Source organism: Paenibacillus sp. MT124, from assembly GCF_058792755.1.
Window position 1 is genome coordinate 2,853,352 of record NZ_CM179500.1, and the last position, 25,880, is coordinate 2,879,231.

General features: G+C 47.7%; 19 protein-coding genes. 18 read left to right on the forward strand and 1 reads right to left on the reverse strand.

Annotation, left to right across the window (positions count from 1 at the left end; all coding sequences use genetic code 11):
* Positions 1 to 242: 242 nt before the first annotated feature.
* Both AC3RCI_RS13145 and AC3RCI_RS13150 read left to right on the forward strand, forming a co-directional pair.
* Complete coding sequence (locus tag AC3RCI_RS13145; protein WP_492529386.1) at positions 243 to 1,262, forward strand: glycosyltransferase family protein; 1,020 nt, start codon at positions 243 to 245, stop codon at positions 1,260 to 1,262.
* Positions 1,263 to 1,290: 28 nt separating this feature from the next.
* Positions 1,291 to 2,364: a glycosyltransferase WbsX family protein gene (locus AC3RCI_RS13150; RefSeq protein WP_492529388.1), complete on the forward strand. Its 1,074-nt coding sequence runs from the start codon at positions 1,291 to 1,293 to the stop codon at positions 2,362 to 2,364.
* 90 nt (positions 2,365 to 2,454) lie between these two features.
* Here AC3RCI_RS13150 and AC3RCI_RS13155 read toward each other — a convergent pair whose 3' ends face one another.
* Positions 2,455 to 3,288: an AraC family transcriptional regulator gene (locus AC3RCI_RS13155; RefSeq protein ID WP_492529390.1), complete on the reverse strand. Its 834-nt coding sequence runs from the start codon at positions 3,286 to 3,288 to the stop codon at positions 2,455 to 2,457.
* Between the two features lie 121 nt (positions 3,289 to 3,409).
* Between AC3RCI_RS13155 and AC3RCI_RS13160 the strand changes: the two genes are divergently transcribed.
* From AC3RCI_RS13160 to AC3RCI_RS13235, 16 genes are all read left to right on the forward strand, one after another.
* Complete coding sequence (locus AC3RCI_RS13160; protein ID WP_492474334.1) at positions 3,410 to 4,867, forward strand: alpha-L-fucosidase; 1,458 nt, start codon at positions 3,410 to 3,412, stop codon at positions 4,865 to 4,867.
* 658 nt (positions 4,868 to 5,525) lie between these two features.
* Entirely contained in the window at positions 5,526 to 10,772 is a 5,247-nt protein-coding gene (locus tag AC3RCI_RS13165; protein ID WP_492529392.1) for a S8 family serine peptidase, read from the forward strand.
* Between the two features lie 302 nt (positions 10,773 to 11,074).
* The gene (locus tag AC3RCI_RS13170) at positions 11,075 to 12,076 is read left to right on the forward strand and encodes a Gfo/Idh/MocA family protein (RefSeq protein ID WP_492529394.1); all 1,002 of its coding nucleotides are present in this window, start codon (positions 11,075 to 11,077) and stop codon (positions 12,074 to 12,076) included.
* A 21-nt stretch (positions 12,077 to 12,097) separates the two neighbouring features.
* The gene (locus AC3RCI_RS13175; RefSeq protein WP_492529396.1) at positions 12,098 to 13,042 is read left to right on the forward strand and encodes a helix-turn-helix domain-containing protein; all 945 of its coding nucleotides are present in this window, start codon (positions 12,098 to 12,100) and stop codon (positions 13,040 to 13,042) included.
* Complete coding sequence (locus AC3RCI_RS13180) at positions 13,035 to 14,126, forward strand: Gfo/Idh/MocA family protein (RefSeq protein ID WP_492529398.1); 1,092 nt, start codon at positions 13,035 to 13,037, stop codon at positions 14,124 to 14,126. The genes AC3RCI_RS13175 and AC3RCI_RS13180 overlap by 8 nt, the downstream gene beginning before the upstream one ends.
* Before the next feature lie 213 nt (positions 14,127 to 14,339).
* Complete coding sequence (locus AC3RCI_RS13185) at positions 14,340 to 15,083, forward strand: FadR/GntR family transcriptional regulator (RefSeq protein ID WP_336779901.1); 744 nt, start codon at positions 14,340 to 14,342, stop codon at positions 15,081 to 15,083.
* Positions 15,083 to 16,294 (forward strand): M20 metallopeptidase family protein, encoded by a 1,212-nt coding sequence (locus AC3RCI_RS13190; RefSeq protein ID WP_492529400.1) that lies wholly within the window; start codon positions 15,083 to 15,085, stop codon positions 16,292 to 16,294. The genes AC3RCI_RS13185 and AC3RCI_RS13190 overlap by 1 nt, the downstream gene beginning before the upstream one ends.
* A complete protein-coding gene (locus tag AC3RCI_RS13195; RefSeq protein WP_492529402.1) occupies positions 16,291 to 17,859 on the forward strand; it encodes an ABC transporter substrate-binding protein in 1,569 nt (522 codons plus the stop codon). The genes AC3RCI_RS13190 and AC3RCI_RS13195 overlap by 4 nt, the downstream gene beginning before the upstream one ends.
* 104 nt (positions 17,860 to 17,963) lie before the next feature.
* Positions 17,964 to 18,881 carry an ABC transporter permease gene (locus tag AC3RCI_RS13200; RefSeq protein WP_127535937.1) on the forward strand — a complete coding sequence of 306 codons (918 nt, stop codon included), beginning with the start codon at positions 17,964 to 17,966 and terminating at the stop codon, positions 18,879 to 18,881.
* A 15-nt stretch (positions 18,882 to 18,896) separates the two neighbouring features.
* The gene (locus AC3RCI_RS13205; protein WP_127535936.1) at positions 18,897 to 19,826 is read left to right on the forward strand and encodes an ABC transporter permease; all 930 of its coding nucleotides are present in this window, start codon (positions 18,897 to 18,899) and stop codon (positions 19,824 to 19,826) included.
* Positions 19,827 to 19,851: 25 nt separating this feature from the next.
* The gene (locus AC3RCI_RS13210; RefSeq protein WP_492529404.1) at positions 19,852 to 21,864 is read left to right on the forward strand and encodes a S9 family peptidase; all 2,013 of its coding nucleotides are present in this window, start codon (positions 19,852 to 19,854) and stop codon (positions 21,862 to 21,864) included.
* Between the two features lie 2 nt (positions 21,865 to 21,866).
* Complete coding sequence (locus tag AC3RCI_RS13215) at positions 21,867 to 22,334, forward strand: hypothetical protein (RefSeq protein WP_492529406.1); 468 nt, start codon at positions 21,867 to 21,869, stop codon at positions 22,332 to 22,334.
* Between the two features lie 235 nt (positions 22,335 to 22,569).
* On the forward strand, positions 22,570 to 22,938 hold the full coding sequence (locus tag AC3RCI_RS13220; protein ID WP_492529408.1) for a hypothetical protein: 369 nt from the start codon (positions 22,570 to 22,572) through the stop codon (positions 22,936 to 22,938).
* Between the two features lie 19 nt (positions 22,939 to 22,957).
* Positions 22,958 to 24,190 (forward strand): beta propeller repeat protein, encoded by a 1,233-nt coding sequence (locus AC3RCI_RS13225; RefSeq protein WP_336779907.1) that lies wholly within the window; start codon positions 22,958 to 22,960, stop codon positions 24,188 to 24,190.
* Between the two features lie 122 nt (positions 24,191 to 24,312).
* The gene (locus AC3RCI_RS13230; protein WP_336779908.1) at positions 24,313 to 25,026 is read left to right on the forward strand and encodes a glycosyltransferase family 2 protein; all 714 of its coding nucleotides are present in this window, start codon (positions 24,313 to 24,315) and stop codon (positions 25,024 to 25,026) included.
* A 189-nt stretch (positions 25,027 to 25,215) separates the two neighbouring features.
* On the forward strand, positions 25,216 to 25,608 hold the full coding sequence (locus AC3RCI_RS13235; protein WP_492529410.1) for a hypothetical protein: 393 nt from the start codon (positions 25,216 to 25,218) through the stop codon (positions 25,606 to 25,608).
* Positions 25,609 to 25,880: the final 272 nt, after the last annotated feature.

Here is a 25,880-nt window from a genome sequence, read left to right on the forward strand (position 1 = left end):
AACCGAATGGACACGGGGTTCTGGCACATTTACTTGGGATAAACAACCTATTCTGTCTAGTTGAACACCTAAAAATCCAACTCTAGAAACCTAGCCAGTCATCCATGCATATTGTAGGCAGAGAGTGTCAATCCGCTACGGGATCGGAGGGTTTGGTTATCAAAAAAAAGAGACGCATGCAAATTAAATCTCAAAAAAATAAGCTCTCTGTCCAGCATCCCAACCGGTGGTTGCTAAGACAGATGAATGCCACATTACATCGGAAACTGAAGTTGATTCAGCATCATCTGACCGTGCAGCAGACGGATCTGCAGCAGCACTTGATGAAAATTCTGGAGGATGGGAATCGTCAGTCTAAGGACGTTCAGCCACAGGTCGTTTACAAACAATTGAATGTGCTCATCATTACGCCATATATGGACCGAGAGCTCTCTTCCATTGCCGTTCATGTTGAGCAGAGTCTGAGGCATCTCGTGAAAAGTATACATGAAATCAAAGTAATTCAGCCGCTGGGAGCATACCTGAATACATTCCAAACCGATCTGATTATCGTGCTGGGCGGCGAAGAGGCACTACCAGAAGAGAGTATTGAAGCATTACGGATCTCGCCGATCAAAAAGGCCATCTGGTTATCTGATCAATCTAGTGTGAAGGACTTGGGTTCAGTTATGACCATATTCGATTATGTGTTCACACAGGATCCGGCAAACATTACATTCTATCAGCGCATGGGTGATGCGCTATGTTATGAAGTTCCTTTTCCACCAAATCCGAACGTATTCTATCCTCAGACCGCGCGCAAGCAGGATGAGTCTGATGTATATGTCATTGGAGATGCGCAGCCTGGCAGTTGCCTTTTTGCATTTGCGAATCATGTCTTATTATCCGGCAAAAAGGTTCGGGTAGAGGGGGAGGGATGGAAGCAATATGGAGCGTTTATCCCTGTGCAAGCGGATGAGAAACGGGAATGGCTGTACAATGGGACCAAAATTGTTATTCAGGACAACTCTTCGATCAGAAGTATCATGGAGGTGGCTGCTTGCGGCACGTTCCAACTGAACTCGAGCTCTTCAAGCGCGGGTCTGGATACAGATGTATTCATAAGCTATGATTCGCTTGAGCAACTTGTTGAGAAGTTCGACTATTATTGGAATCAGGTGGATCAGCGAAGACTGGCTGCTTCGCGGGCAATGACTTACGTGAAATATAATCATTCCTATCTTCAGAAAAGCTTGCAGCTTCTGGATCGTATATTCCGATAAATCCGGCTGTCTAATGGAGGAATCCTGATTGAAGCTTATTGCGTTACATTTACCTCAATTTCATCGGATTGCTGAGAATGACAAGTGGTGGGGGGATGGATTTACCGAGTGGACGAATGTAAAAAAGTCAATATCCTTATACCCGGGACATGTACAGCCCAAGAGGCCGCTCCAACAGAACTATTATAATCTGACAGATCCTGCGGTGCGCAAATGGCAGGCAGAGACTGCAAAATCCTATGGGATATATGGATTCTGTTATTATCATTACTGGTTTAAGGGCAAGCGGCTGCTGGAGAAGCCGTTTGATGAAATCATAAAAACCGGGGAGCCTGATTTCCCTTTTTGTTTGTCTTGGGCGAATGAACCCTGGACCCGTAAATGGGACGGTCAGGAATCGGATATTCTGATATCACAGGACTATGGAGACGAGAGCGATTGGAAGGATCATTTCGAGTATCTGATTAGGGCCTTTAAGGACAAACGCTATATCCGGGTGGAAGGTAAACCCATGTTTCTTATATACCGGCCTGCAAGCATTCCCCGCTGTGAGGACATGATTCGGTACTGGCGCAAGCTGGCGGTGAAACATGGACTGGAGGGTATTCATTTTGTACAAACGATAGGCGGATTTCCGACCTATAACAGCCAGGCTTTTGACGCAAGCATGGAATTTGAGCCGCATTATACGTTTGCTCATGGCCACACGAACGAAATCTGGATCGAGATGAATATCGGGAGTCAGAAGCATATTGTCGTGAACTACGACAAGGTATGGACGGCCATCCTGGAAAGGTCACCACATCGGAACGGGGAAGTGGTTTACCCTGGTGCTTTTGTAAATTGGGATAATACGCCGCGTCGCGGCATGGATGGACAGAGTACGCTCGGCTCCACTCCCGAGAAATTTGGGCTGTATTTGTCCAGGCAGGTGGAGAGGGGACAGAAATCGTACAAGAGTGGCTTCATGTTCGTTAATGCCTGGAATGAGTGGGCAGAAGGCGCATACCTAGAACCGGACGAAGATTATGGCTACGCCTATTTGAAAGAAGTCAAAAGGGTTATCCGACAAAACGAGGGAATCAATTACAGGCATCTATAAATGGTGGGGTTCCTCATAAGGGACTCCATTTGTTTTTGCAAACAGAGCAACATAAGCAGTAAGGCATAACCAGTAACGCATAAAAAGCCCTTATGTTGCTGGCAGAGTCGTTTGTTTACGGAATTCAGTCGGGGTTAACCCGGTATGCTTCTTGAACAGCCTTGAAAAATAATACAAATCCCGAAATCCGAGATGTTCAGCAATCATGGTAATGGTGTTCGGCGTACAGCTGAGCAGCTCCTTGGCTTTGTCCACTTTTTTGCCTGTAATGTAGTGAATGGGTGGTACGCCAACCTGCTGCTTGAAGAAGCGAATGAAATAGTTGGGATGCATATAAGCGATCTGCGCCAGATCCTGCACGGTAATATTTTCTTCAATATGGGCATCGATATAGGCGAGTAAGGCAGACATTTTCTCCATGACGGGTATATTCAGATACGTAATCTGCTCCAGATCCAGATTCATCAGGTAGTGGGATATAAGCTCCAACAGTTTGCTTTTGGCCATCATGTAAGCATATACCTCACCGGATCTGGCATACAGAAGAATATGATTGAAGATTTCATTGACCAATTCAGGGCGTTCTATAGTACAAAAGTGAGGGAGCTTCAAAATTTGAAATAAATTAATTCCCCCGACCTTAGCGCTGAAATGACACCAATACTTCAGAAAAGGCTGATCGCTAATGACTGAATAGGATTGAGTGACCCCCTCAGGCATTAAAAAAAGCTGTCCAGGTACAGGATAATACTCCTGATCCCCAATCTTTAACCATCCTTCTCCTTCGCTGATCCAATAAAATTTGCTGTAGTCGGGGGTGTAATCCAGATCACGCCAGTCTGCATCACACCGATTATAGTTGACCATGAACAGTTCCACCTGCAGGTTGGACAGGTAGTTCGTAAGCAGCGTCTGATGATTCATGAGCTTATCTCCTTACAAGGTTATTATTGTGCATCCAAAAGTTAGTGTTCTGCATGTCTATCCCTTCATCCTACCGCTACAATACAAGGGAACAGGATAACGAAAGGGATGAGAACAGACGATGGAGCATACCGAATATTTGCAAAAGATTGAAGCCACTATTGCTGAAGGGCGATTCAAGGATAACTGGAAGTCACTCCGTGCGTATCAGGTCCCGGATTGGTACAGGAATGCCAAGTTCGGCATTTTCATTCACTGGGGACTGTATTCCATTCCGGCTTATGATAGTGAGTGGTACTCACGTAATATGTATATCCAGGGTTCCCAAGCCCATGAACACCATCTTGAAGTATATGGGCACCCGAAGGATTTTGGATATAAGGATTTCATTCCCATGTTCCGTGCGGAAAAGTTCGATGCTGACGAGTGGGCTACACTATTTAGAAAGGCTGGAGCCAGATACGTGATGCCTGTCGCTGAGCACCATGACGGATTTCAAATGTATAAAAGCTCCATTTCCCACTATAACACAGTTGAAATGGGACCCAAACGCGATCTTCTGGGGGAGATGAAGACCGCTTATGAGAAGCAAGACCTTACATTGTGCGTCTCCTCGCACCGGGCAGAGCACTGGTTCTTCATGTCCCACGGGAAGGAATTCGAATCGGATATCCAAGAGCCCCTTAGTCGCGGAGATTTTTACTGGCCTGCCATGCCTGAGCCGGACCATCATGATCTGTATGGCTCACCTCCTTCCAAGGAATTTCTGGAAGACTGGCTGGTTCGCTGCTGTGAGCTGGTTGATCAATATCAGCCGCGAGTCTTTTATTTTGATTGGTGGATTCAGAATGCAGCCTTTAAGCCCTACCTGAAAAAATTCAGTGCGTATTACTATAACAAAGGAGAAGAGTGGGGAATTCCTGTAGTCATTAACTACAAACATGATGCGTTTGTGCTGGGCTGTGCCGTTCCCGACGTGGAACGAGGGCAGTTTGCCGACCTCAAGCCCTACTACTGGCAAACCGATACGGCCGTCGCCAAAAACTCCTGGTGCTACACGGAAAATAATAACTACAAAACAGCGAATGAAATCATCCGGGATCTGGTCGACATTGTGAGCAAAAACGGCAATCTGCTTCTCAATATTGGACCCAAAGCGGATGGCAGCATACCGGAGGAAGACCGGGATATTCTGTTAGCCATAGGTGAGTGGCTCGGCGTGAACGGAGAGGCCATCTATGATACTTCCTTCTGGCGTACTTATGGCGAAGGTCCGACAGAAGTGAAGGAAGGCCAGTTCACAGACGGGGATACCAAGATGTTTACCAGTGAAGATATTCGTTTTACAGTAAAAGACAGCAGTCTCTACGCCACGGTTCTTGTCTATCCGGACAACGGAGAGGTTCGTATTCGATCCTTAAAAGAGAATTCACATCACTTCCAAGGAATAATCAAAAGCATTGAGATTTTGGGATTTGATGAACGCCCTCAATGGGTAAGAACAGCAGATGCGCTGGCGATCACAACAACAAATGTGAAGAGCGAGTCTCCTGTCGTATTCAAGATTGAAATGGACTAAGTGAAGGATGGAGCCGGCATCATTGTCGGTTCTTTTTGTTATTCATGGTTGTGTAGAGGGTGTGCTATGCATTACAGTTGTCTCTTACACAGCAAGTCTTAGTCATAAAGACATGATTTCAATCTATGGCGATACCAATGGTGCGCAATTATGAAAAAAAGATTTCAAGTTAAGAGAGACATCAGACATATAAAAGCATTAAAAAGTCTTATTTTCTATATTTTTCTAGAAAAGTGCTTGTACATATCAAATGGTGGCGATATACTATTCCATAAAAATCCAGTTAAATTGCAATTTGGTTATTACATGTAATTTTAAAGAGATTCCTACATCACTCGAACAAATCGCAAATGAACGTTTCATTCACTCCCTGGCAAGCTTTCTGCTAACGCTCGTGATTACCCTCCTATATGAATGCTTATCGACATTCACTCTCATGTTTGGGCCTATCAATCTTCCATTTCTAAACTTCCAAGACTTACAATCTGCTACCGTTTCATATCGCCTGTGTAACCAGACCTTTAAAGGAGGTGAGGCTCTATGTAATGATTCGGGCGTCTATTGGTGTCCGCAAAAGGCTGTAATTCCATTTTGATTTTAATTGAGAAGGGCTTAAGCATCAAAATAATCCAAAACCGGGTAAAAGGAGTGGAAAAGTTTGATTAAGAGTAATCGGTTACGCAAGCCCATCTCCATGGGCCTCTCGCTTCTCCTTGCATTTTCGATTGTACATCCGGTTTCAGCTGAAAACTCCACATCACAAAAAATCGACATGAAATCAAGCCTGGCCAAGGTCTCGACATCCAAAGTCAACGCGAAATTGACCAAACAGTTTGAGGATAGCGACTATGTCACCTATCTCGTGAAAATGAAGGAGCAGGTCGACACGTCAGCGGTCTCGAAACAGGCCATGGAAAAGGCGACGATCGAGAAACAGACGGCTTCAGCGACCAAGCTGTCCGTACGCAATTCGGTTGTCAGCTCTCTCCGGGAAACGGCTTCGCGGACGCAGTACACGCTCGAAAGCTATCTCGAGAAAGAAATTGACAAAGGCAATGTCAAAGAATATAAAAGCTATTTTATCGTCAATTCACTCGCCGTAACGAGTACCAAGGAAGTCATGGAACAGATTGCTCTGCTGCCTGAAGTGGAGAAAGTTCTCCCTAACGAAACGCGTTACTTGCAAAAAGCTGAGGTGAACAAAGAAAAGGCAAGTGCAGCTCCGGCTGCAGATCCTGCAAAAACACCGGTCAAGGAAGATGCAGCAACTTCCAAGGACTCGGCAGCTGCATCAAAGGATAATCTGGCAACAGAAAATGTCGAATGGAATATCGATTATATCAATGCACCCGCAGTTTGGGAGAGAGGAATCGATGGAACAGGCATCGTCGTTGCCAACTTGGATAGTGGGGTTGATTACAATCATCCAGCTCTTCGCAGCAAATGGAGAGGACTCGATGCCTCAGGCAATATCGTCGATCCAGAGCTCAGCTGGTATGATCCACATAGTAACGCTTCCCTGCCCGCCGATGAGGATGGGCATGGTACACATACGATGGGGACAATGGTAGGTTCAGAAGAAGATGGCAGCAATCAGATCGGGGTTGCTCCAGGTGCCAAATGGATCGGTGTACGGATATTTAATCCGGAGACCACGGATGCCATTATCCTAGATGGTGGACAGTGGCTGATCGCACCCGTGGATGCCGAAGGCAACCTTCACCCTGAACTCGCCCCGGATGTGGTTAACAACTCCTGGGGTGGCGGTGCAGGACTGGACGAGTGGTTCCGACCTATGGTACAAGCCTGGCGGGACGCACAGATTTTCCCCGAGTTTTCTGCCGGTAATGTGAGACTGACGAATCCTGGTGGCCCGGGTTCGGTCGCGAACCCTGCCAATTATCCTGAAAGCTTCGCCACAGGCGCTACGGATATAAACGGTAATTTGGCTTCCTTCTCACTCCTTGGTCCATCTCCATATGATGAGATTAAGCCGGAAGTTTCGGCACCAGGGGTCAATATCCGTTCCTCTGTTCCAGGTGGAGTATATGAGGGAGGCTGGGACGGAACATCCATGGCCGGCCCGCATACCACAGCACTTGCAGCACTACTGCTTCAGGCCAATCATTCCCTGACTGTAGATCAGCTGGAACAGATCATTATGGATACAGCAACTCCGAGAACGGATAGTCAATATCCAACATCGCCAAACAATGGCTATGGTCATGGCATTATTAATGCGCTGGATGCTGTTGGCTCTGTACTTGAAGGGATCGGAACAGTGTCGGGACGAGTGGTTACCGCAGGTGATGATCTGGAAGAACCGGTACTCCAGCATACACCTGTGAATTCAGCTTTTACCGGACTCGATATTCCGCTGACGGCTCATGTAACGGATAATGTGGGAGTGGTCTCCGTAGAGGCTTTTGCCAAAACGACGGGAACAAGCCAGTATGTCTATCTGCCGATGAACCGCATAGCGGGGGACAGTAAGGATGGAACCTATTCCACGTCCATTCCGGCATTCTTGATCGAACCTGAAGGTGTGGAATATTATATCCGGGTTAACGATTACGGCAACAACGGATTTGACAGCCAGGTGTACAAAGTGGCTGTGTCCAATGGGGTCCAGCCTGGATATGTTCAGGATTTTGAAGAAGATCAGTTGGGCTTCACAACCGGCGGTACAGGAAGCACATGGGTTTGGGGTGCGCCAATCAGCGGACCTGGCAGTGCAGCCTCCGGCGAAAAGGTCATTGCCACCAACCTGGAGGGTACTTATGCAGCCAATAGCAACGCCTATCTGCTTGCACCACCTATAGATCTAACCGAAAGTCCTGAAGGGGCATTACTCTCGTTCAAACACTGGTTTGATCTGGAGAGCAATATTGACTTCGGTAAGGTATACATCGCGACGGAAGACAGTGACTATGTATTTGAAGAGCTGTTAAGCTTTACGGGCACAGGCGGTGATTGGAAGACTCAATATGTGGACCTGCGTGAATATGCAGGACAACAGGTGTTCATCCAGTTTAATCTGACCAGTGACAACACTGTACAGAAGGCAGGCTGGTATATCGATGACTTCTCTGTACAATCACCAGATGATATCGCTCCGGGTGCACCTGTAGAGCTGAGCGCTACAGCTGACGTTCTGGGTAATGTGGCGTTATCCTGGAATGGACCTGACGATGAGGATCTGGAATCTTATGTTGTGTATCGTTCGACAACTTCGGGTGCCGAATACGAGGCGATCGGAAATACAAGAGCAACAACATTTACAGATGCAGCTACAGTAACGGATGCAACGTACTATTACACCGTTGCGGCTTTGGATTATAGCGGCAATGAGAGTGAAAAGTCGAATGAGGTATCCATCTCGGTTGAGGTGCCGGAGGACATTTACGTCGACCAATTTGACGGTAGTGACGATAATGGCTGGACCCATTCTGGAACGAAGGATGAATGGGAACGCGGGGTTCCAGTTAATGGACCAGCGAGTGCCGTTTCTCCGCCAAATGTCTGGGCAACTGATCTGGACAGTACGTATGAGAATGGTTCAAACTATTCACTGGTTACACCCGTTGTGGATTTGACGGATACCAATGATGCTACCTTGACATTCAACCACTGGTATGAAATTGAGGGCGGATATGATTTTGGCTATGTGGAAGCTTCATCTGATGGTGGAAGCACATGGTCAGAGCTGGGCAAGTTCTCTCATAATTCGAATGGCAAGCAATGGACACCGGTCTTTTATGACCTGAGTTCGCTGACTGGAAACGAAGTTCAATTCCGATTCCGCCTGACCTCAGATAGCAGTGTGGTCAAGACCGGTTGGTATATTGACGATTTCCGCATCTTGAGCATTGCTCCAGAGACGGTTACACAGGATAGTTCGGTTGTGCTCAGCAGTGACAAGCCAAAACCGGAATATGACAACTCATGGTACAAGGTTACACGAACCGATAAGGCAGAATTCAATCAATCCAAGCAGCAGCAGCCTGAGGCTGAGAAACCGGAAACAGGCTCTGTTAATCCACAAAGCCTGCCGGCAAGTGCAACGGTTACGGTAATTGAAACCGGACGTTCGGTGAAAACAGATCCATCCACAGGGAAATACAGCTTCACTCATGTGGCGGGTGATTATACATTGAAAGCGGAAGCTTATGGTTATTATCCGCGCACACAAGCAGTAACCATTACCGATGGTAGTGGTGCAAAAGCCAATTTCAATCTGGAAGCTATACCTCATGGTACGATTGAAGGTATCGTTACTGATGAACGGACAGGGGAACCTCTGGCTGATGCTTCCGTTCTGGTACTGGAAGATGCCCAGGTAGGTGAGGTTCGTACCGGGTCGGACGGCAGTTTCGTACTGGATGTGTTGGAAGGAAGTTATACCGTCTCCGTCAGAGCTGCAGACTATTACAGTAAAACCGTTAATGTGACGGTACCAGGGAATGGTGCTGCGGATGCAAGTGTGGCATTGAAGCCGTTTATTGGTTTCCCTGGAGAAATCGCATATGATGACGGTACAGCAGAGAATGCAAGAGCCTTTGTAGCCGCAGATAATGCCTGGGCGGTCCGGATGACACCTGAGCAAGCAACCGCTCAAGTAACAGGCGCATCGTTCCGGTTCTGGAACACAGAGTGGCCTGTGCCTGGTGGAACCGCATTCCAATATGCTGTCTATGATGCTTCCGGAGCGGATAAAGCACCGGGGCGTTTGATGGCAGGACCGTTTGAAGGAACAGCACTGCGCAACGATCAGTGGACCAGCGTTGAATTCCCGGAACCGGTCATCACGAGCGGAGATTTCTATATCGTGTATATACAATCCGTTGCAGGAACAAGTGCTCCGGGACTGGCTACCGATGAGAACGGAACCAATGCCGGACGAAGCTGGCAGCGCGTAAGCGGCGCATGGAGCACAGCACCGTCAGAAGAAGGTAACTATATGATTCGGGCGGTGGTGAGATATCCGGTAAATGCACCTGTACTTACGGCACCAAGCAATACGTATTCCAATAAAACGACATTCACCGTATCAGGTACTTCTCCGGCGAATGGAGCTCAGATCAAAATTTATAATGGCAAAGATGTAGCAGGGACAACAACGGTAACCAACGGAACGTTCAAGTTTGACGCCAAACTTCGTTCAGGAGTCAATGCCTTTACTGCAGAGGCAATTATTGATGGTAAAGTAACGGATCGCTCACTTCCCGTTGTCATTATCCAGGATCTGACGCCGCCGCAATTAACTATTCTTACGCCTGAGGAAGGAAGCCGAACCAACGCTGAAGTGGTGCATGTTACAGGCAGCGCCGTGGATCAATTCCTCAACAAGGTTACGGTAAACGGCGAGACAGTCAAGTTGGAGAGAGATCGGAGCTTCAGTCATCGTATTCTCGTCAATGAAGGCGAAAACACGATTACAGTCATTGCGACGGACGTCGCGGGCAATAAAACAACGGTAACCCGTAAAGTCTACGTGGAAACAACGCTGCCTGAGTTGACCAATATTGCACCTGCCGAAGATGTGCGAATTGCGTCCGGAGAAACCGTAACGGTCTCCTTCGACAGTGCTCCAGGTCTGCAGGCTTCATTCCGAATCCAGCTGCCGCTGAATCTGAATGCGGAAGGCGGATCGGAGATTCCACTGGTGGAGACAGAACCCGGTCATTATACGGGCACATATACTACACCTTCCTCGTTAGTCCTTGAGGGTGGAGTCATTGTGATTCGCGTTCAGGATGCAGCGGGCAACAAAATCGAGACCGAAGCACCAGGCCGGTTATATGTAACTGCCGGGGAAGAGAACAGCCCTGAACCGGAACCAGAACCAGAACCAGAACCGGAACCGGAACCAGAGTCACCTGCCGAAGCGAATTTGCTTCCTTAAATCTCGAAAAAAATCATGAGTCAAAATCTCTTATTTGATCAAGACCAGGTGCCGTGCAAATGCATGAGCACCTGGTTTTTTTAATTTCCATGGCAAGTCTTGTAATCCAAACATTACGGCTTCTAACACGCAATATCGTGGGAGGGACTGCCTTCCTGTTTTGTTTAGATCGGAATGTCGATTCCTAATAGGATGTCGTAATTTTATATATTTGTTGTCGCTTGTTTCTATTAAAATGAAACGAAGTCTGTGATAACTTATATTTAAATGTCAGGATATTATATACTAGGAGGTAAGACATCGTGACCATTCGAATTGGTAAAATAAGCTTGTGGCATGTGCATGCATGGGATTATATCAAGCAAGTCCAGGAACATGAAGACACTGAAATTGCAGCTGTATGGGATGACAATGTTCAGCGCGGGCAGGAAGCTGCCGAACGACTGAATGTGCCTTACTTTGCATCTCTTGAAGAGATGCTGGCACAGAAGGATATCGACGCCGTGATTGTGGATGCACCTACTCGTGACCACCAGGACGTTATAACCGCTGCTGCAAGAGCAGGTAAACATATTTTTACGGAAAAAGTCATTGCTTCAACGGTAAAAGAGGTGAATGCCATCCTGGCTGAAGTCCGTGAGCAGGGAGTCAAGATGACCGTATCCTTACCTCGCTTAAATGATGGATATACGCTAACCATTCAGGATGTGCTCCAGCAGGGTTTGCTCGGAAAAGTGACTTATGTTCGGGTTCGCCTGTCTCATAACGGAGCGATTGCAGACTGGCTGCCACAGCATTTTTATAACTTGGAGGAATGTCAGGGAGGTGCTATGATTGATCTGGGATGCCATCCAATGTATCTAACAAGACTCTTTCTGGGCCAGGAAGTGACAGGCGTGAGTGCCAATTTCGGCTATGTCACTGGCAAAGAGGTAGAAGATAATGCCGTTGCAACCCTATTTACGGATTCTGGAGCGATCGGCGTGGTTGAGGCTGGTTTTGTGAACAGTCACTCTCCATTTACCATTGAGGTTCATGGAACGGAAGGGACCTTGTTGTATGGTACACCTGACGGGCTGTTGATCCGGACCAATGCGGGTACAGAGGCGGTTAAGGAGTGGACTGAGCTTCCGTTGCTGGAGAAAAGAGAAAGCGCATTCAGTCAGTGGGTTTCCCATATTCAGCATGATTCCCTGGCTGCTGAGAATCTGCAGATTGCCGCCGAGCTGACACGCCTGATGGAAGCTGCCAACACCTCTGCCAAGGAAGGACGCAGGATCTCCCTCAGTGATTTGCAAGCTTAGGCTGGTTGGGGAGGTACGATATTGAACCGATATCCTTTTGAAAAAATGCTTGAACGACAGGATCTCCTTGAGCGTTTGGACATAACCATTGCTTGGGGACATTACGAAATACGGGTTTTACGATTTCACTTGACGTCATTCCCGGCAGGTCGAATCGTTGATTTTCATAACCATGCGGAATTTGAATTTCATTTTATACCGCGGGGCAAGGGGAAAGTTATTCTGGGAGACCAGATGCATTCCTTGTCCGAAGGCATGCTCTATTTGACCGGGCCTGGCGTCGTTCACTATCAGGAGGCCGATGCCGATGAGGACATGGATGAACTATGTCTTCATGTGGATATTGTCGAGCAGCCTAGAGAGGATGTAGATCCTTGGGAAGCCGCAGAATCCGAGGAGACGATCGCCAAACTCAAGGCGCTGCCCCTCGTTCCGGTGCATGATTATCACCGGGCCATGAACTGTTTTTTGGAAGCGTATGAGGCTTGTGATCGTAAACTGATCGGGTATTACACATCCATTAAACAGCTTGTGATCAGCATTCTGCTGAGAACCGTTCGTGCCCATGATAACGGCGAAATCCGGGTTGAAGCACCGGAACGGGATATGTCCATGTACAGGTATGAATATGCTGTGCAGTATATGGAGGCCAATTATTCCAATGTCGTCACACTGGAACATGTGGCAGAGAAGCTACATATCAGCACCAGACAACTGCAGCGGATATTTTATCAGGTGCAGCCAGGCATGCCGTTCAGCCGTGTGCTGGAAGATATTCGCCTTGACGCGGTGTGCCGCAATCTGGAGGAGAGCAACGGATCGATTGAACAGATTGCACTTGTCTCCGGTTTTACCAATGCCAACTATTTGCATGCCGTCTTCCGCAAGCGCCTGGGAATGACCCCGACCGCTTTTCGGAAGATGAAACAAACCAAATCAAAAGTGAGGGTGAATGGATATGAGTAAAGTGTATCGGATCGGAATTGTTGGATGTGGCGGGATTGCGAATGGCAAGCATCTGCCAAGCTTGAGCAAGCTCGATAATGTTGAACTGGTTGCATTCTGTGATATTGTTCCTGAACGGGCTGAGGAAGCCAAAGAGAAATATGGCAGTACCGAAGCTGAAGTATATACGGATTATCAGGACCTGCTGAAGGATGAATCGATTGACATCGTTCACGTACTCACCCCTAATATTTCGCATGCCGAAATCTCCATTGCAGCACTTGAAGCCGGTAAACACGTCATGTGTGAAAAACCGATGGCGAAGACATCCGCCGAAGCACGGAGCATGCTTGAAGCAGCTGAACGCACAGGCAAAAAGCTGACCATTGGATACAATAACCGCTTCAGAGAAGACAGCTTGTACCTGAAGCAGATGTGCGAAGCAGGCGAGCTGGGATCGATCTATTTTGCCAAGGCACATGCGATTCGCAGAAGAGCCGTACCGACGTGGGGTGTTTTCCTCGATGAAGAAAAACAAGGCGGCGGACCACTGATCGATATCGGTACACACGCATTGGACCTGACACTCTGGATGATGGACAATTACAAACCCAAAGTGGTTCTGGGCACGACGTATCATGAGCTCTCCCAAAAGGAAAATGCAGCAAATGCATGGGGCCCGTGGGATCCGAAGAAATTCTCGGTTGAGGATTCGGCCTTCGGCATGATCGTAATGGAAAATGGTGCGACCATCATGCTGGAATCCAGCTGGGCGCTGAATTCGCTGGATGTGGATGAAGCAAAATGCAGTCTTAGTGGAACGGAAGCCGGAGCCGACATGAAGAATGGCCTGCGCATTAACGGCGAGAAATTCAGCCGTCTCTATACGAATGAGATCTCGCTTAGTGCAGACGGCGTAGCGTTCTACGACGGGAAGTCGGAAAGTGCGCCGGATGTGGAGATGAGAAAGTGGATTGAAGCTATCGATAAGGATCAAGAGCCTGTAGTTACTCCTAAACAAGCTCTGGTTGTATCGCAAATTCTCGAAGCTCTCTATGAATCTGCCCGCACGGGAAAAGCGGTGTACTTGAACGAGCAAAACTAATTCTTTCGAAGCAACACCAATTAAACGATGGGAAGACGCTGCTGTTATTTGGCAGCGTCTTTTTCGTTATTAAGTTAAGCATTTTCGTCGGATTAAAAAAATATTTGTGATATTTTGAAAAAAAATGATTGCATATCTGTTTACTCGGAATTATATTACGAATAAGAGTTTAATGGTATAAGGTTTAGACATTATATCGATCGGAGTGTTGATATGTTCAACCAAGCGACTTTCCAGTTTGAGAAAGTTTCTGCAATAAAGGTCAGTGAATTTATCAGAGAACAGTTAGAGGAAGCTATTATTCTTAAAGAAATCATGAGTGAAGATCAGCTCCCTTCGGAACGTGAACTTGCCGAAATGTTCAATGCAAGCCGAATTACCGTTCGTGAAGCCTTATCTGCTCTTGAGCGTAAGGGATTGATTGAAAAACGTGTTGGTGCCAAGGGAGGAACATTCGTACTTCCCATCACGGCTAATGCACATAAAAGAACCAAGGAAGAAATCATGCGTGACTGGGATCAGATGTTACATGTGTTTGAATATCGGACAATCGTGGAGCCGGAAGGTGCTTTTCTGGCTGCTGAGCGGATCACCGCAGGCGAACTGGAGCTGCTGGAAGGTTACATCAAACAGAGTACCGAGCCAGAATGTACTCGGGAATGGTTCAGGGCACTGGACGTTAAGTTTCATCTGACGATTGCCAAGGCGTCAGGGAATCCTTACCTGGAAACGGCAGTCAGACAGATTCGTACCAAGATCAATCCTGCGCTGGATCTGATGCCATACGACGAAAACATTCGGGTTCTTAATCAAGAGGTACATACCGAAATTCTTGAAGCACTAAAATCCCGTGATCCGCTGAAGTCACGAGATACGATGAAACGCCACATTGCATATTCCGCTGATGCCATCTACTCAAGGTTGGTCACCATGGAACAAGAAGGAGATGAGCACTAATGGAACAAGCAAAACTTTTTGAACTAGCACAGCAGCTGCAGCCGAAGCTCACGAACTGGCGTCGGGACTTCCATCGCCATCCGGAAATCGGATATGAAGAGGTGCGGACCTCAGGCATCGTGGCAGAGCATTTGGAAAGTCTGGGGCTCGAAGTCATACGAAACGTTGGGAAAACCGGAGTTGTAGGTTTGCTCCGTGGAGAGACTGACGGCCCAACCATTGCACTCCGGGCAGATATGGATGCTCTTCCGATCCAGGATCAGAAATCGGCGGAGTATCGTTCCCAGGTTGAAGGCAAGGCTCACTTGTGCGGTCATGATGCTCATACTACCATTTTGATGGGGGCGGCTGAACTGCTTACCGGTCTTGGCAGACCGAAGTCGGGTAACATCAAGTTTGTGTTCCAGCCAGCAGAAGAGGGGTTAGCCGGTGCACGGGCCATGATTCAGGACGGTGTACTGGAGAATCCGAAAGTGGATGCGATTGCAGGGCTGCATGTGACGCCTGGCCAGGATGCGGGTACCGTTGGTGTGAGTAAAGGGGTTGCTTTTGCTTCAGCAGACCGTCTGGTAATTCGTGTATTCGGCAAAGGTGGACATGCTGCACGGCCGCATGAAGGCATCGATGCGATTGCCGTATCAGCTCAGGTCATCACAGCGCTGCAGAATATCGCCAGTCGTTTGGTGGATCCGCTGGAGCCCGTTGTAGTCACCATTGGCAAAATCACTGGCGGGTATATGGGCACAGCCATTGCGCCAGAGGTGGAGATGATCGGTACGGTCCGCACACTGTCACCCACTCTTCGTGAACGCATGCCTGCATTGATTGAACAAGTCGTTAGCGGGGTGTGCGCTTCCTTCGGCGCAGGGCATGAAGTTGTTTATGGCGATGGATATCCGGTCGTGGTGAACGATCATGCGATGGTGGATTTGCTTACCGAAACTGTCGATGGATTGGATTGGGCAAAAGGATGGAGCAGCATTCCGCCTTCTACCGGCGGTGAAGATTTTGCCTTCTATTGCGAACAGATTCCTGGCGTTTTCTTCCGTCTTGGTTCAGGCAATGAGGAAGAGCGGACAAGATATCCGCTGCATCATCCGATGTTTGATCTGGATGAAACGGCAATGCCTTATGGTGTAGGCATGCTGTCATCCATAGCACTTGAGTTTTTGGCAAGACACACGACTTCTGAGGGGGAACGTTCCAAATGAAAAAAAGACAGTGGACTGGCATGTGGATTACATTACTGGCTGTAGCATTGGTGCTCAGCGCATGCGGTGGAACAGGTACAGGCACAGACAGCAACTCGGCATCAAGTGGAACCGAAGGAGGCGGAGCTGCCACCACAACACTTACGATTGCAGCTGCTACCGATATTGAGAGCTTCGATCCGCATAACAACAACAATACATCCAGTGAGGCGGTTCTGGTTAACGTATTCGATTATCTGATCAAAAACGACAGTGAACAAAATAAAGTGCCTGGACTTGCTGAATCCTGGGAACAAGTGGATGACACCACCTGGCGCTTCAAGCTGCGTAAAGGGGTTACGTTCCATAATGGCGATCCATTCACTTCAGCAGACGTCAAATATACAATCGAGCGTGTAGCCAAAGATGAAACGCTTAAACAAAACAGCTATTTCAAAAATATCGTTGAAGTCAAAGCGGTTGATGAGCATACCGTGGATATCATTACGGACGGACCGGATCCGCTCCTGCTTAACCGCCTCTCCAAGATGGGAGCAGGCATCCTGCCTGCCAAATATATCGAGGATAACGGCATGGATGCTTTCCTGAAACAGCCAGTAGGAACCGGACCTTATAAATTCAACAAATGGACCAAAGATGATCGTGTGGTACTCGTGAAGAATGAGAATTACTATGGCGATGAACCGAAATGGAATGAAGTCGTATTCCGCGTAATCCCTGAGGCTTCCACACGGGTATCCGAACTGCTCGCGGGTGGAGTTGACGTAGCTGCATCGATTCCATCTACAGACATCGCCCGTATTGAAGGTGAAGCAGACAAGAAAATTGTCAAAGCACCAATCCAGCGCGTGCTGCAGCTGATCTTCCGTCAGACAGAAGGCAGCATTACAGCTGATCCGAAAGTCCGTGAAGCCATTGATCTTGCCATCGACAAACAAGGTATTGTCGACAGCATTGCTGGTGGAGCAGGTATCGTCACCCGTACATCCGTAACGCCAGGTAACTTTGGTGCAGATCCTTCATTATACAAAACATCGCTTTATGATCTGGAAAAAGCCAAGCAGCTCCTGAACGAAGCGGGTTACGCTGAAGGCGAAGCCGAGATGACCATTTCCGTTTCATCGCAATATAAAGAACAGGTTGAAGTTGTTGCTGCCATGCTGGAGCAAGCAGGCTTCAAAATCAATATGGACGTGCTTGAGCCAAGTGCTTTCAGTGAACGTTACAGCTCCAAATCCTTCAAGGAAATCTTCATGATCGGTATCGGCAACTCCTTGTTCGACGCTTCCAATAACTACAACCGTTACATGTTGGAAGAAGCTAAAGGAGAATCGGATTACAATAATCCGGAAGTGGAGAAATTGCTTCAATCTGCACTCGTGAACATGGACCCTGAGGCTCGTGAAAAAGAGTACCAGCAAGTACAACAAATCTTCGCAGAGGAACGTCCAGCCGTGTATCTGTACCAGATGGAAGGGGTCTACGGAACGAATGCACGCGTGAACTTCACGCCGCGCAGTGATGAAATGTTCTATGCCGACGAAATTACACCTGCAGCACAGTAAGACCCGGCAGAAGAACTGGTCATTGCAACGATAGGCCGTGAACGGCAGGGACTGGGTAGACCAAGTTCCTGCCGTTCTTTTGTATCGCATGGAGGTGAATGAGGATGGGAAAGTACGTATTCAAATCTTTACTGCAAGTCATACCGGTATTATTTATTGTATCGCTGATTGTGTTTATATTGGTCAGGGTTACGGGTGATCCTGTTGCCCTGATGCTGCCCGAGACTGCCACAGCGGAAGATCGCGCGGTGCTTACAGAAGCGCTTGGGCTGGATCAACCGCTCTACACGCAATACATGAAATTCCTGGGCAGTGCATTGCAGGGCGATTTCGGTCAATCTTTTCGCTACGGACAACCAGCCCTGCAGCTTGTTCTGGAGAGATTGCCTGCCAGTTTTGAACTGGCTGTAGCAGCCATGTTTTTTGCCGTTCTGATGGCAGTGCCGCTGGGTGTCATTTCGGCGGTTAAACGTAATACGTTTACCGATCTGATCATTTCGGGGATATCCGTGATCGGCAAGGCAATGCCGAACTTCTGGATGGGCATCATGCTGATCCTGTTGTTCTCCGTTATGTTGGGCGTTCTGCCCGTTTCGGGTCGGGGTGGTCTGTCGCACTTAATCTTGCCCGCATTTACCCTTGGTGTAGGTCTGGCCGCACAGATGACTCGTCTAATTCGTTCCAGCATGCTGGAAATTCTAAGTCAGGATTATATTCGTACGGCACGCAGCAAGGGGCTTGGCCGGATGGTCGTGATTGGGAAACATGCGTTCCGGAACGGCTTGATCCCGGTTGTAACCATTATGAGTTTGCAGTTTACGAGTCTGATCGGCGGAACACTGATTACGGAAACGGTGTTCTCTTGGCCGGGGCTGGGACAGCTTCTGGTTGTCGCCGTTAATACACATGACATGGCGATTGTACAGGCAGCCGTGTTTGTCATTGCACTAATCGTAGTTATAACCAATATTCTGACGGACGTAGCTTACCGGCTGCTTGATCCGCGCATTAAATTCGACTAGAAGGAGGTGCAACCTATGACAGGGAGCAATGAAATGCCAATTCCGGGTGCGGAACAGGAGAAGGAGAGTTCACGTACGCAAGGGGGATTTCGCTATATATGGAAACAACTGATCATCAGCAAGACCGGGATGCTTGGCTCTGTGCTCGTTTTGTTGGTCGTTTTGATCGCCATATGTGCACCTCTGCTAACGAGTCACGATCCTGCAGCTGTCGATCCGCTTAATCGCCTTAAACCTCCTGCCTGGCTGGACGGAGGAGCCTCGGAACATTGGCTTGGTACGGATAATCTAGGCCGAGACATGTGGAGCCGAATCGTGTATGGTGCACGCGTTTCATTAATCGTAGGTATGGGGGCAGTCATTGTCTCAGGAGTGATCGGAGCCATCCTGGGACTGCTATCCGGATTTTATGGGAAATGGCTGGATGCGGTTATCATGCGGGTGGGAGATGCCTTCATGGCCATTCCTACCATTCTGTTCATGCTCGTTGTGATGGCCATCGTTGGCCCGGGAATAACGACCTTGATCTTTGTCATCGGCGTAACCAACTGGGTTCCGTTTACCCGTATCGTTCGAAGTGAGGTTCTTAGCATTAAGGAGCGTGACTTTGTTCATGCTGCTAGGTCCATAGGAGCCAAGAATGGACGGTTGATTGTAAAACACATTCTGCCAAACATCCTGTCTTCATTTATCGTCATCTGCGGTATGAACGTCGGAACGACCATTATTATGGAAGCTTCGCTCAGTTTCCTTGGTCTGGGCATTAAGCCGCCGGACGTTTCATGGGGAGGCATGCTCAGTGATGGAAGACAATATGTAGCCACAAGCTGGTGGGTAGCCACATTCCCGGGCCTAGCCATCACATTCACAGTGCTTGGCGTTATTTTCCTCGGGGATTGGCTGCGCGATGTACTTGATCCACGTACGGAAACGAATAAAAAATAACAGGACTGGGAAAGGGGACCTTCATATGAACAAACGACCGATCATGCCGGAGGATTTATATAACTACCGTTCCATTAGCCAACCCGTAATCCATCCGAATGGACAGGTGGCTTACGTAGAGCAGACCATAGATCGGCAAAAGAACGAGTACAACACCCGGATCCGGGGAATCTCGCTGGATGGCAGCAATGATGTCGAGCTCACGAATGGCACCAAGGACACAGCGCCGAACTGGACACCGGACGGAACACGGCTTGCTTTCTTGCGTTTGGAAGAGGGCGGCAAAGGATTATGGACGCTTGCGGCAGGAGAGGACGAACCTGTTAATCTTATTCCGCCAGAGCAAAAAATAGTGGATTACGCTTGGTCACCTGACGGCCAGTATGTTGCCTTCACCTGCAAAGTGCAGATAAAAGACGCAGTTGACAAAGATCAGCCGAAGAATGAAACGGCATCTGAGCTGCGTGGCAAAGTGTATGAACGTACAACGCCGAAAGCAGAGGGATCCGGCTGGTGGGACGGTCTCTACAGCCATCTGTTCGTTTATGATGTGGAAAGTGGAGAGATCACTTCAGTGACCACCGGACCTTGGAATGTCAGTGGACCCACATGGTCCCCGGATAGCCGGAGCATTACTTTTATCTCGAAGCAGGTGGAGGATAAGGAGGCCGATGCGGATCTGCTGTACTTCACTGACGTATACACTATTCGGCTGGGAGAAAGTGAGCCTTCCAAAGTGACAGACTCCAGTCTGCTGGTGAGCCAGTTCTCCTATTCTCCCGATGGTCAGGTACTGAACCTGATTGCCAGCGACCGGGAATTCGGCAGTGGCAGCCATAACAGATTATACACAGTTCCGGTTCAAGGAGGAACGCCACAGCCGATCACAACGGGACTCGATATGCAGTTAGGCAACGCGGCACTCGGGGATATGAAGTCCGCCAGTCCGACTCCATCTCCGCTCTGGGATGCCAACCATCCTGAACGAGGCATGTTTGTACTCGGTACGCATGATGGAAGCGTGGATGTATACCGCATCCATGAAAATGGAAACTGTCAGTCCGTGACCGGAAAAGGTGAAAAGGATGTGTACCAATACACATTGTCACCAGATGGAGCCACACTCATCGTTGCTGCTCTGACAGTCGATCACCCTGCAGAGCTGTACCGTGTGGATGTGGAGACTGGCGAAATGGTCCAGCTCACCCGGAGAAACGACGAATGGATCAACGCGCTCCAAGTGAATGTCCCTGAACGGATTGAATTTACATCCACAGACGGCTGGCGCATCCAGGGATGGCTGCTGCAGCCTGCGAGGCAGGATTCGAGTGCCAAAACTCCACTGATTTTGCAAATCCACGGAGGCCCGCATGCAATGTATACAGGCACTTTCAGTTTTGAGATGCAGACACTTGCAGCACAAGGGTATGCCATCTTATGGGTGAATCCGCGAGGAAGTATGGGATACGGACAGGAATTTACCAGAGCTTGCCGTGGTGATTTCGCGGGTGGAGACTTCCGAGATTTAATGGAGGCGGTCGACCATGCCCTGGACACATACGAAACATTTGATGAATCACGCCTGGGTGTTGCAGGCGGCAGTTACGGAGGGGTTATGACGAACTGGATCGTTGCCCACTGCAATCGGTTCAAGGCAGCTGTTACCCAGCGCTGCATCTCCAATTGGCTCTCCATGTACGGTACCAGTGATATAGGCATATCTTATGTGGAGGGAGTCATTGGGGGCAATCCGGCAGAGAATGCCGAGCTGTTATGGTCCCGTTCACCGCTGGCTCACGCACATAAGATCGACACACCGCTTCTTATCATGCATGGGGAGCAGGACTATCGGACTCCGATTGCCCAGGCGGAGGAGCTCTATACCATGCTCAAACGTTACGGCAAAACAACCAAACTGATTCGCTATCCTGGTTCCAATCATTCGCTGCTGAAAAGCGGCAAGCCTTCACTACGAGTGGACAGTTTCGAACAGATCAATGCCTGGTTCAATCAGTATCTTCGAGAAGAGGCGGTCTGAGCATGAGTCAGGTGCGGCTTTCGATTCCTGTAGGGATGCTGGTGGAGAATGTTTTGACGAGTAGTGAACCGATTGAGATTATTATCGATCGTTTGCAGCGGAGAGATCTCGCACCTTTGCTGTCCAAGATCAAGGAACCGACCATGGATTTGGAAGAACGGTTGCAGACGGCAGAAGAAGCTGGTGAGGATTGGGCCAAGGCCATTCGCAGCGGATACGAGTTTAAGTTTTTGCATATCAACGGACTGAAAAGGGTGCTGGACTTTCGGTTTGATCGTAAGATTGATCTGGACTATAGCCAAGAGGAGCTAACGCTGAGACATATCCGATTAAGCGCTCAAGAGATAGAATTGCTGCGCATGCTTATTAACCGGCAGTGGGACGTTGTTGAAGAAGAAAATAATGAGGCAGGTGCAGCGCTCTCAACCGATACTCTCACTCTCGTGGGGATAAAACTAAAATATCAATAATTCTACCTAGATAAATCGCAATCATATATATGGAAAGGTCCTTGGGAATTTAACAGGGCTTTTTTTGTTTTGTTAAGCGAAAGGCAGATGCGCACGATTAAGCGCTGCATGAAAAAAGGAACAGGATCATTCGATGAGGCACTTATATTAGCCGTGACAGTTGATAGACAGGAACATAGTATAGTCTAATCGGAAGAATTGTACCTTTTTTCTGCAGAGAAGGGAGTGAAATGTTTTGCCGAATAGTACAGGTCTTGTCTATAATCCCGTAACTGGAGCTACACAATCTACCCAGGTCATTGTAACTTGTATCAACGATTCACTTAATGCTCCCGTCAATATTGAACTTGAAGTATTCAGGTGGGACACAACCCAAACTACGCGCTTTACAGTTGGTCATGAGCTGTTTCAATTGGCTCCCCAAGCTACGAGAACATTTATCTATCCACTGATTAACGCTGCTTTTTTTGAAGTGCAAAGTGATTATTTCAGTGCTACAAGCACTATTATTCATGTGTATTCGGTTAACTCTACAGGTCAAATTATCCAGCGAATTCTCCAGTCGGAAATGACGTTAATAGACCGATTTACAAATATCCCTTAAAGGAATCGAGGTGAGCATATTGCCAGTAGTGAATATTACCGGTGCCTTGGGAGGCAACCAGTTTGAACCTTCCATTGCTGTAAATACGCTAAATCCGAATATTATGTGTGTTGTTGCTGTGGATACCAGTACGGGGCCCACGCTAACAGGTTTCTATCGTTCAATCGATGGTGGAAACACATGGTCGACTACAGTGCTTCCACAGCCAGCCGGATATTCCGGGGCAGAGGCACCTACCATTGACTATACTTTTCCAAGTACTTTTATAGTGACCGTTCATGTGTTCAATGGAATCAACGATGGGACAATCGTCAGTTATACTTCGTTTGATGATGGCGCAACATGGCAACCTCCCGTAATCGTGCAAGCAGGATATGGGACAATTGTTCATAATGATGAGCCTTTCATTGCCGTGGATCGGTCTCCAGGCAGTCCTTATCGTGGGCATGCCTACGTGGGGTATACACCACTCGCGACAACATCGTCTGCTATTTTTACGCAGAGATCGGTGAATCAGGGTTTGACCTGGGAACCACCGGACAGACAGTCCAACCCACGTGGAATACATGACCGTGCAGCGTTAGCCGTTGGTTTTTCTGGTGAGGTCTATGCCGGGTATATCATTACAGGACCTGCCAGTCCTTCTGCATTACTGAGGATATCATATGATGGAGGAATCAATTATCAGCCTCCCATTGAACGTCAGGCTACGTTTATCTCCTCAGTTGTACCAGCTCCCTCGCCATTGCCTGTGCCCAATTATGCTTTTCGAGTTCAAACCAACCTGTGTCTGGGGGCCGACATATCCATTGGACCGAACAGTGGAACCGTATACGGGGTCTGGAACGATGCCCGAAATGGTTACACGGATGTGTTCCTCAGCCAATCTCCCGATGGACTGCTCTGGTCAGCTCCTGTAAGTATAACGGGTGCCCCTCCAGGTACACAGAACTTCTTCCCATTTATAACCGTGTCCCCGTTTGCCGGAACGATTCGGGTCATTTATATGACCAACCGGATCGACGGATTCCTTCTGGATGTATTCGTTGCTGAATCTTTTAATGGTGGGGTTACGTTCAGTAATCGGAGACTCACGACGACTTCTTTTAATCCGAATGGAAATAATCCGGTTCCAACACCGCTCATTGGGGATTATATTACGGCTGCTACCGCCGCTCCTGATAATCTGGCTGCCGTTTGGATGGCGACCACGCCACCAACAGGAAAACTGGACGTGTATTTTGGTACGTAACCATGCTTGGGGAGCCTTGGCAGGTCAGCCAGGGCTCAATCTATAATTCTTTTCTATTAGCCTACACCTAATCTATTCTTCTACATATGATGAAAGATCATTCATAGAAGAGAGGTTAAGCCTTGAACAATACAGAGGGTGGACATGGGGTTTCCATTATTGTATGTACGAACCGGTCACAGTTTTTTGATAACATTCTGACGAATTTTAAGAGACAGCGGTACGGGAGCAAAGAGTTGATTATCATTCTGAATCATGACGGCATGGATCTGAAATCATATCGAAACCGTGTTCGAGGCCACGCCAATATTCATGTATATCAGGTTCCTGAGAGAATCTCATTGGGACAATGTTTGAATGCAGGGATTGAACGTGCCCGCTTCTCGTTAATTGCGAAGTTTGATGATGACGATTATTATTCTTCCTATTATTTGAAAGAACAAGTAGGTGCATTAAAACGGACCCGAAGTGATATCGTGGGCAAACATTCCTGTCTGGTATATCTCGGCGCTTCGAAAAAACTACTGATCAGATCCCCTAAGGAAGCCAGTAAATTCGTAGAGTTTGTTCAGGGGGGCACGATCCTGTTCAAAAAGGAAGTCCTCAAGAAGGTTAGATTCACCGACCGTTCCGTGGGCGAAGATGTTACCTTTCTGAGGCAATGCAGGAAGAAAGGGTTCAAAACATATGCAACCTCACCCTATAACTATGTCTATCACCGGAGGCAGAACAAGAAAAGCCATACGTGGAAAGCGGATGATGCGTTTTATCTGCAGGGCAGTAAACTACTCACCGTTACAGACCAGTTTCGCCCATTCGCAGACAAGGAAATCTAAGAGGGCAGCATCCATGAAGTAAAAAGGCGCTCTAGTGAGCGCCCCTTATAACTATCGGATGGTTGAAGATAAGTCTGAAATAAAACTTGGTGAACACACCAGATCAAAGCTCACGGATTCAAACATTTGCAGGAATATCATATCTAATCTTGAAGTAATCTGTATGAAGTCTCATTTAAGGAGGATGAAATGACGACAGCTTCAACGATCGTAATCATTGGTATAGTCATTATTTTGTTCGGGCTGACCACAGGATTGATTCTCGTCTTAAAAGTCACTAAAAGGCTGCGAACGGGTCAAGAGAAGATGCAGAACAAAAAGGAGATTTTGAAATTCGGAATGCCTGCAGAAGCAATCATCCAGGATATCGCTGAGACTTCATCCAGCATGGATGGACGGCCTGGCGTGCGTCTTGATCTGTTAGTTACCCAGGAAGATGGTCAGATCTTTCAAACCATTGTGAAGACGTATATTCCAATCATACATGTCCCCAAATTTCAGAGAGGAAGCGTAATAGATGTGAAATACATAGAGGATGGGGCAGTGAAAAAGGTAGAGGTTGTGGACGCTTACATCCCATAACAATTCATTTCAAACAAATTATCCTATAAAACCGCAGCAATGCGGTTTTTTCTTATGTCTATGAATTGTCATCATTGCTCATGTCGAATCCAAAGAATGCTATAAAATGATTTTCTTGAAAAATAACAAAATGATAAATATTATTTATCGAATAACAACTAAATTCCTTTCATGAAAGTTTCACAACTTCGTTTACATCATAGTGAAAAAGTCATATAATTGTCATCGGAAGGTTAACAACTAACTTAAAGTTACCTAGTGTTAAAAAGAAA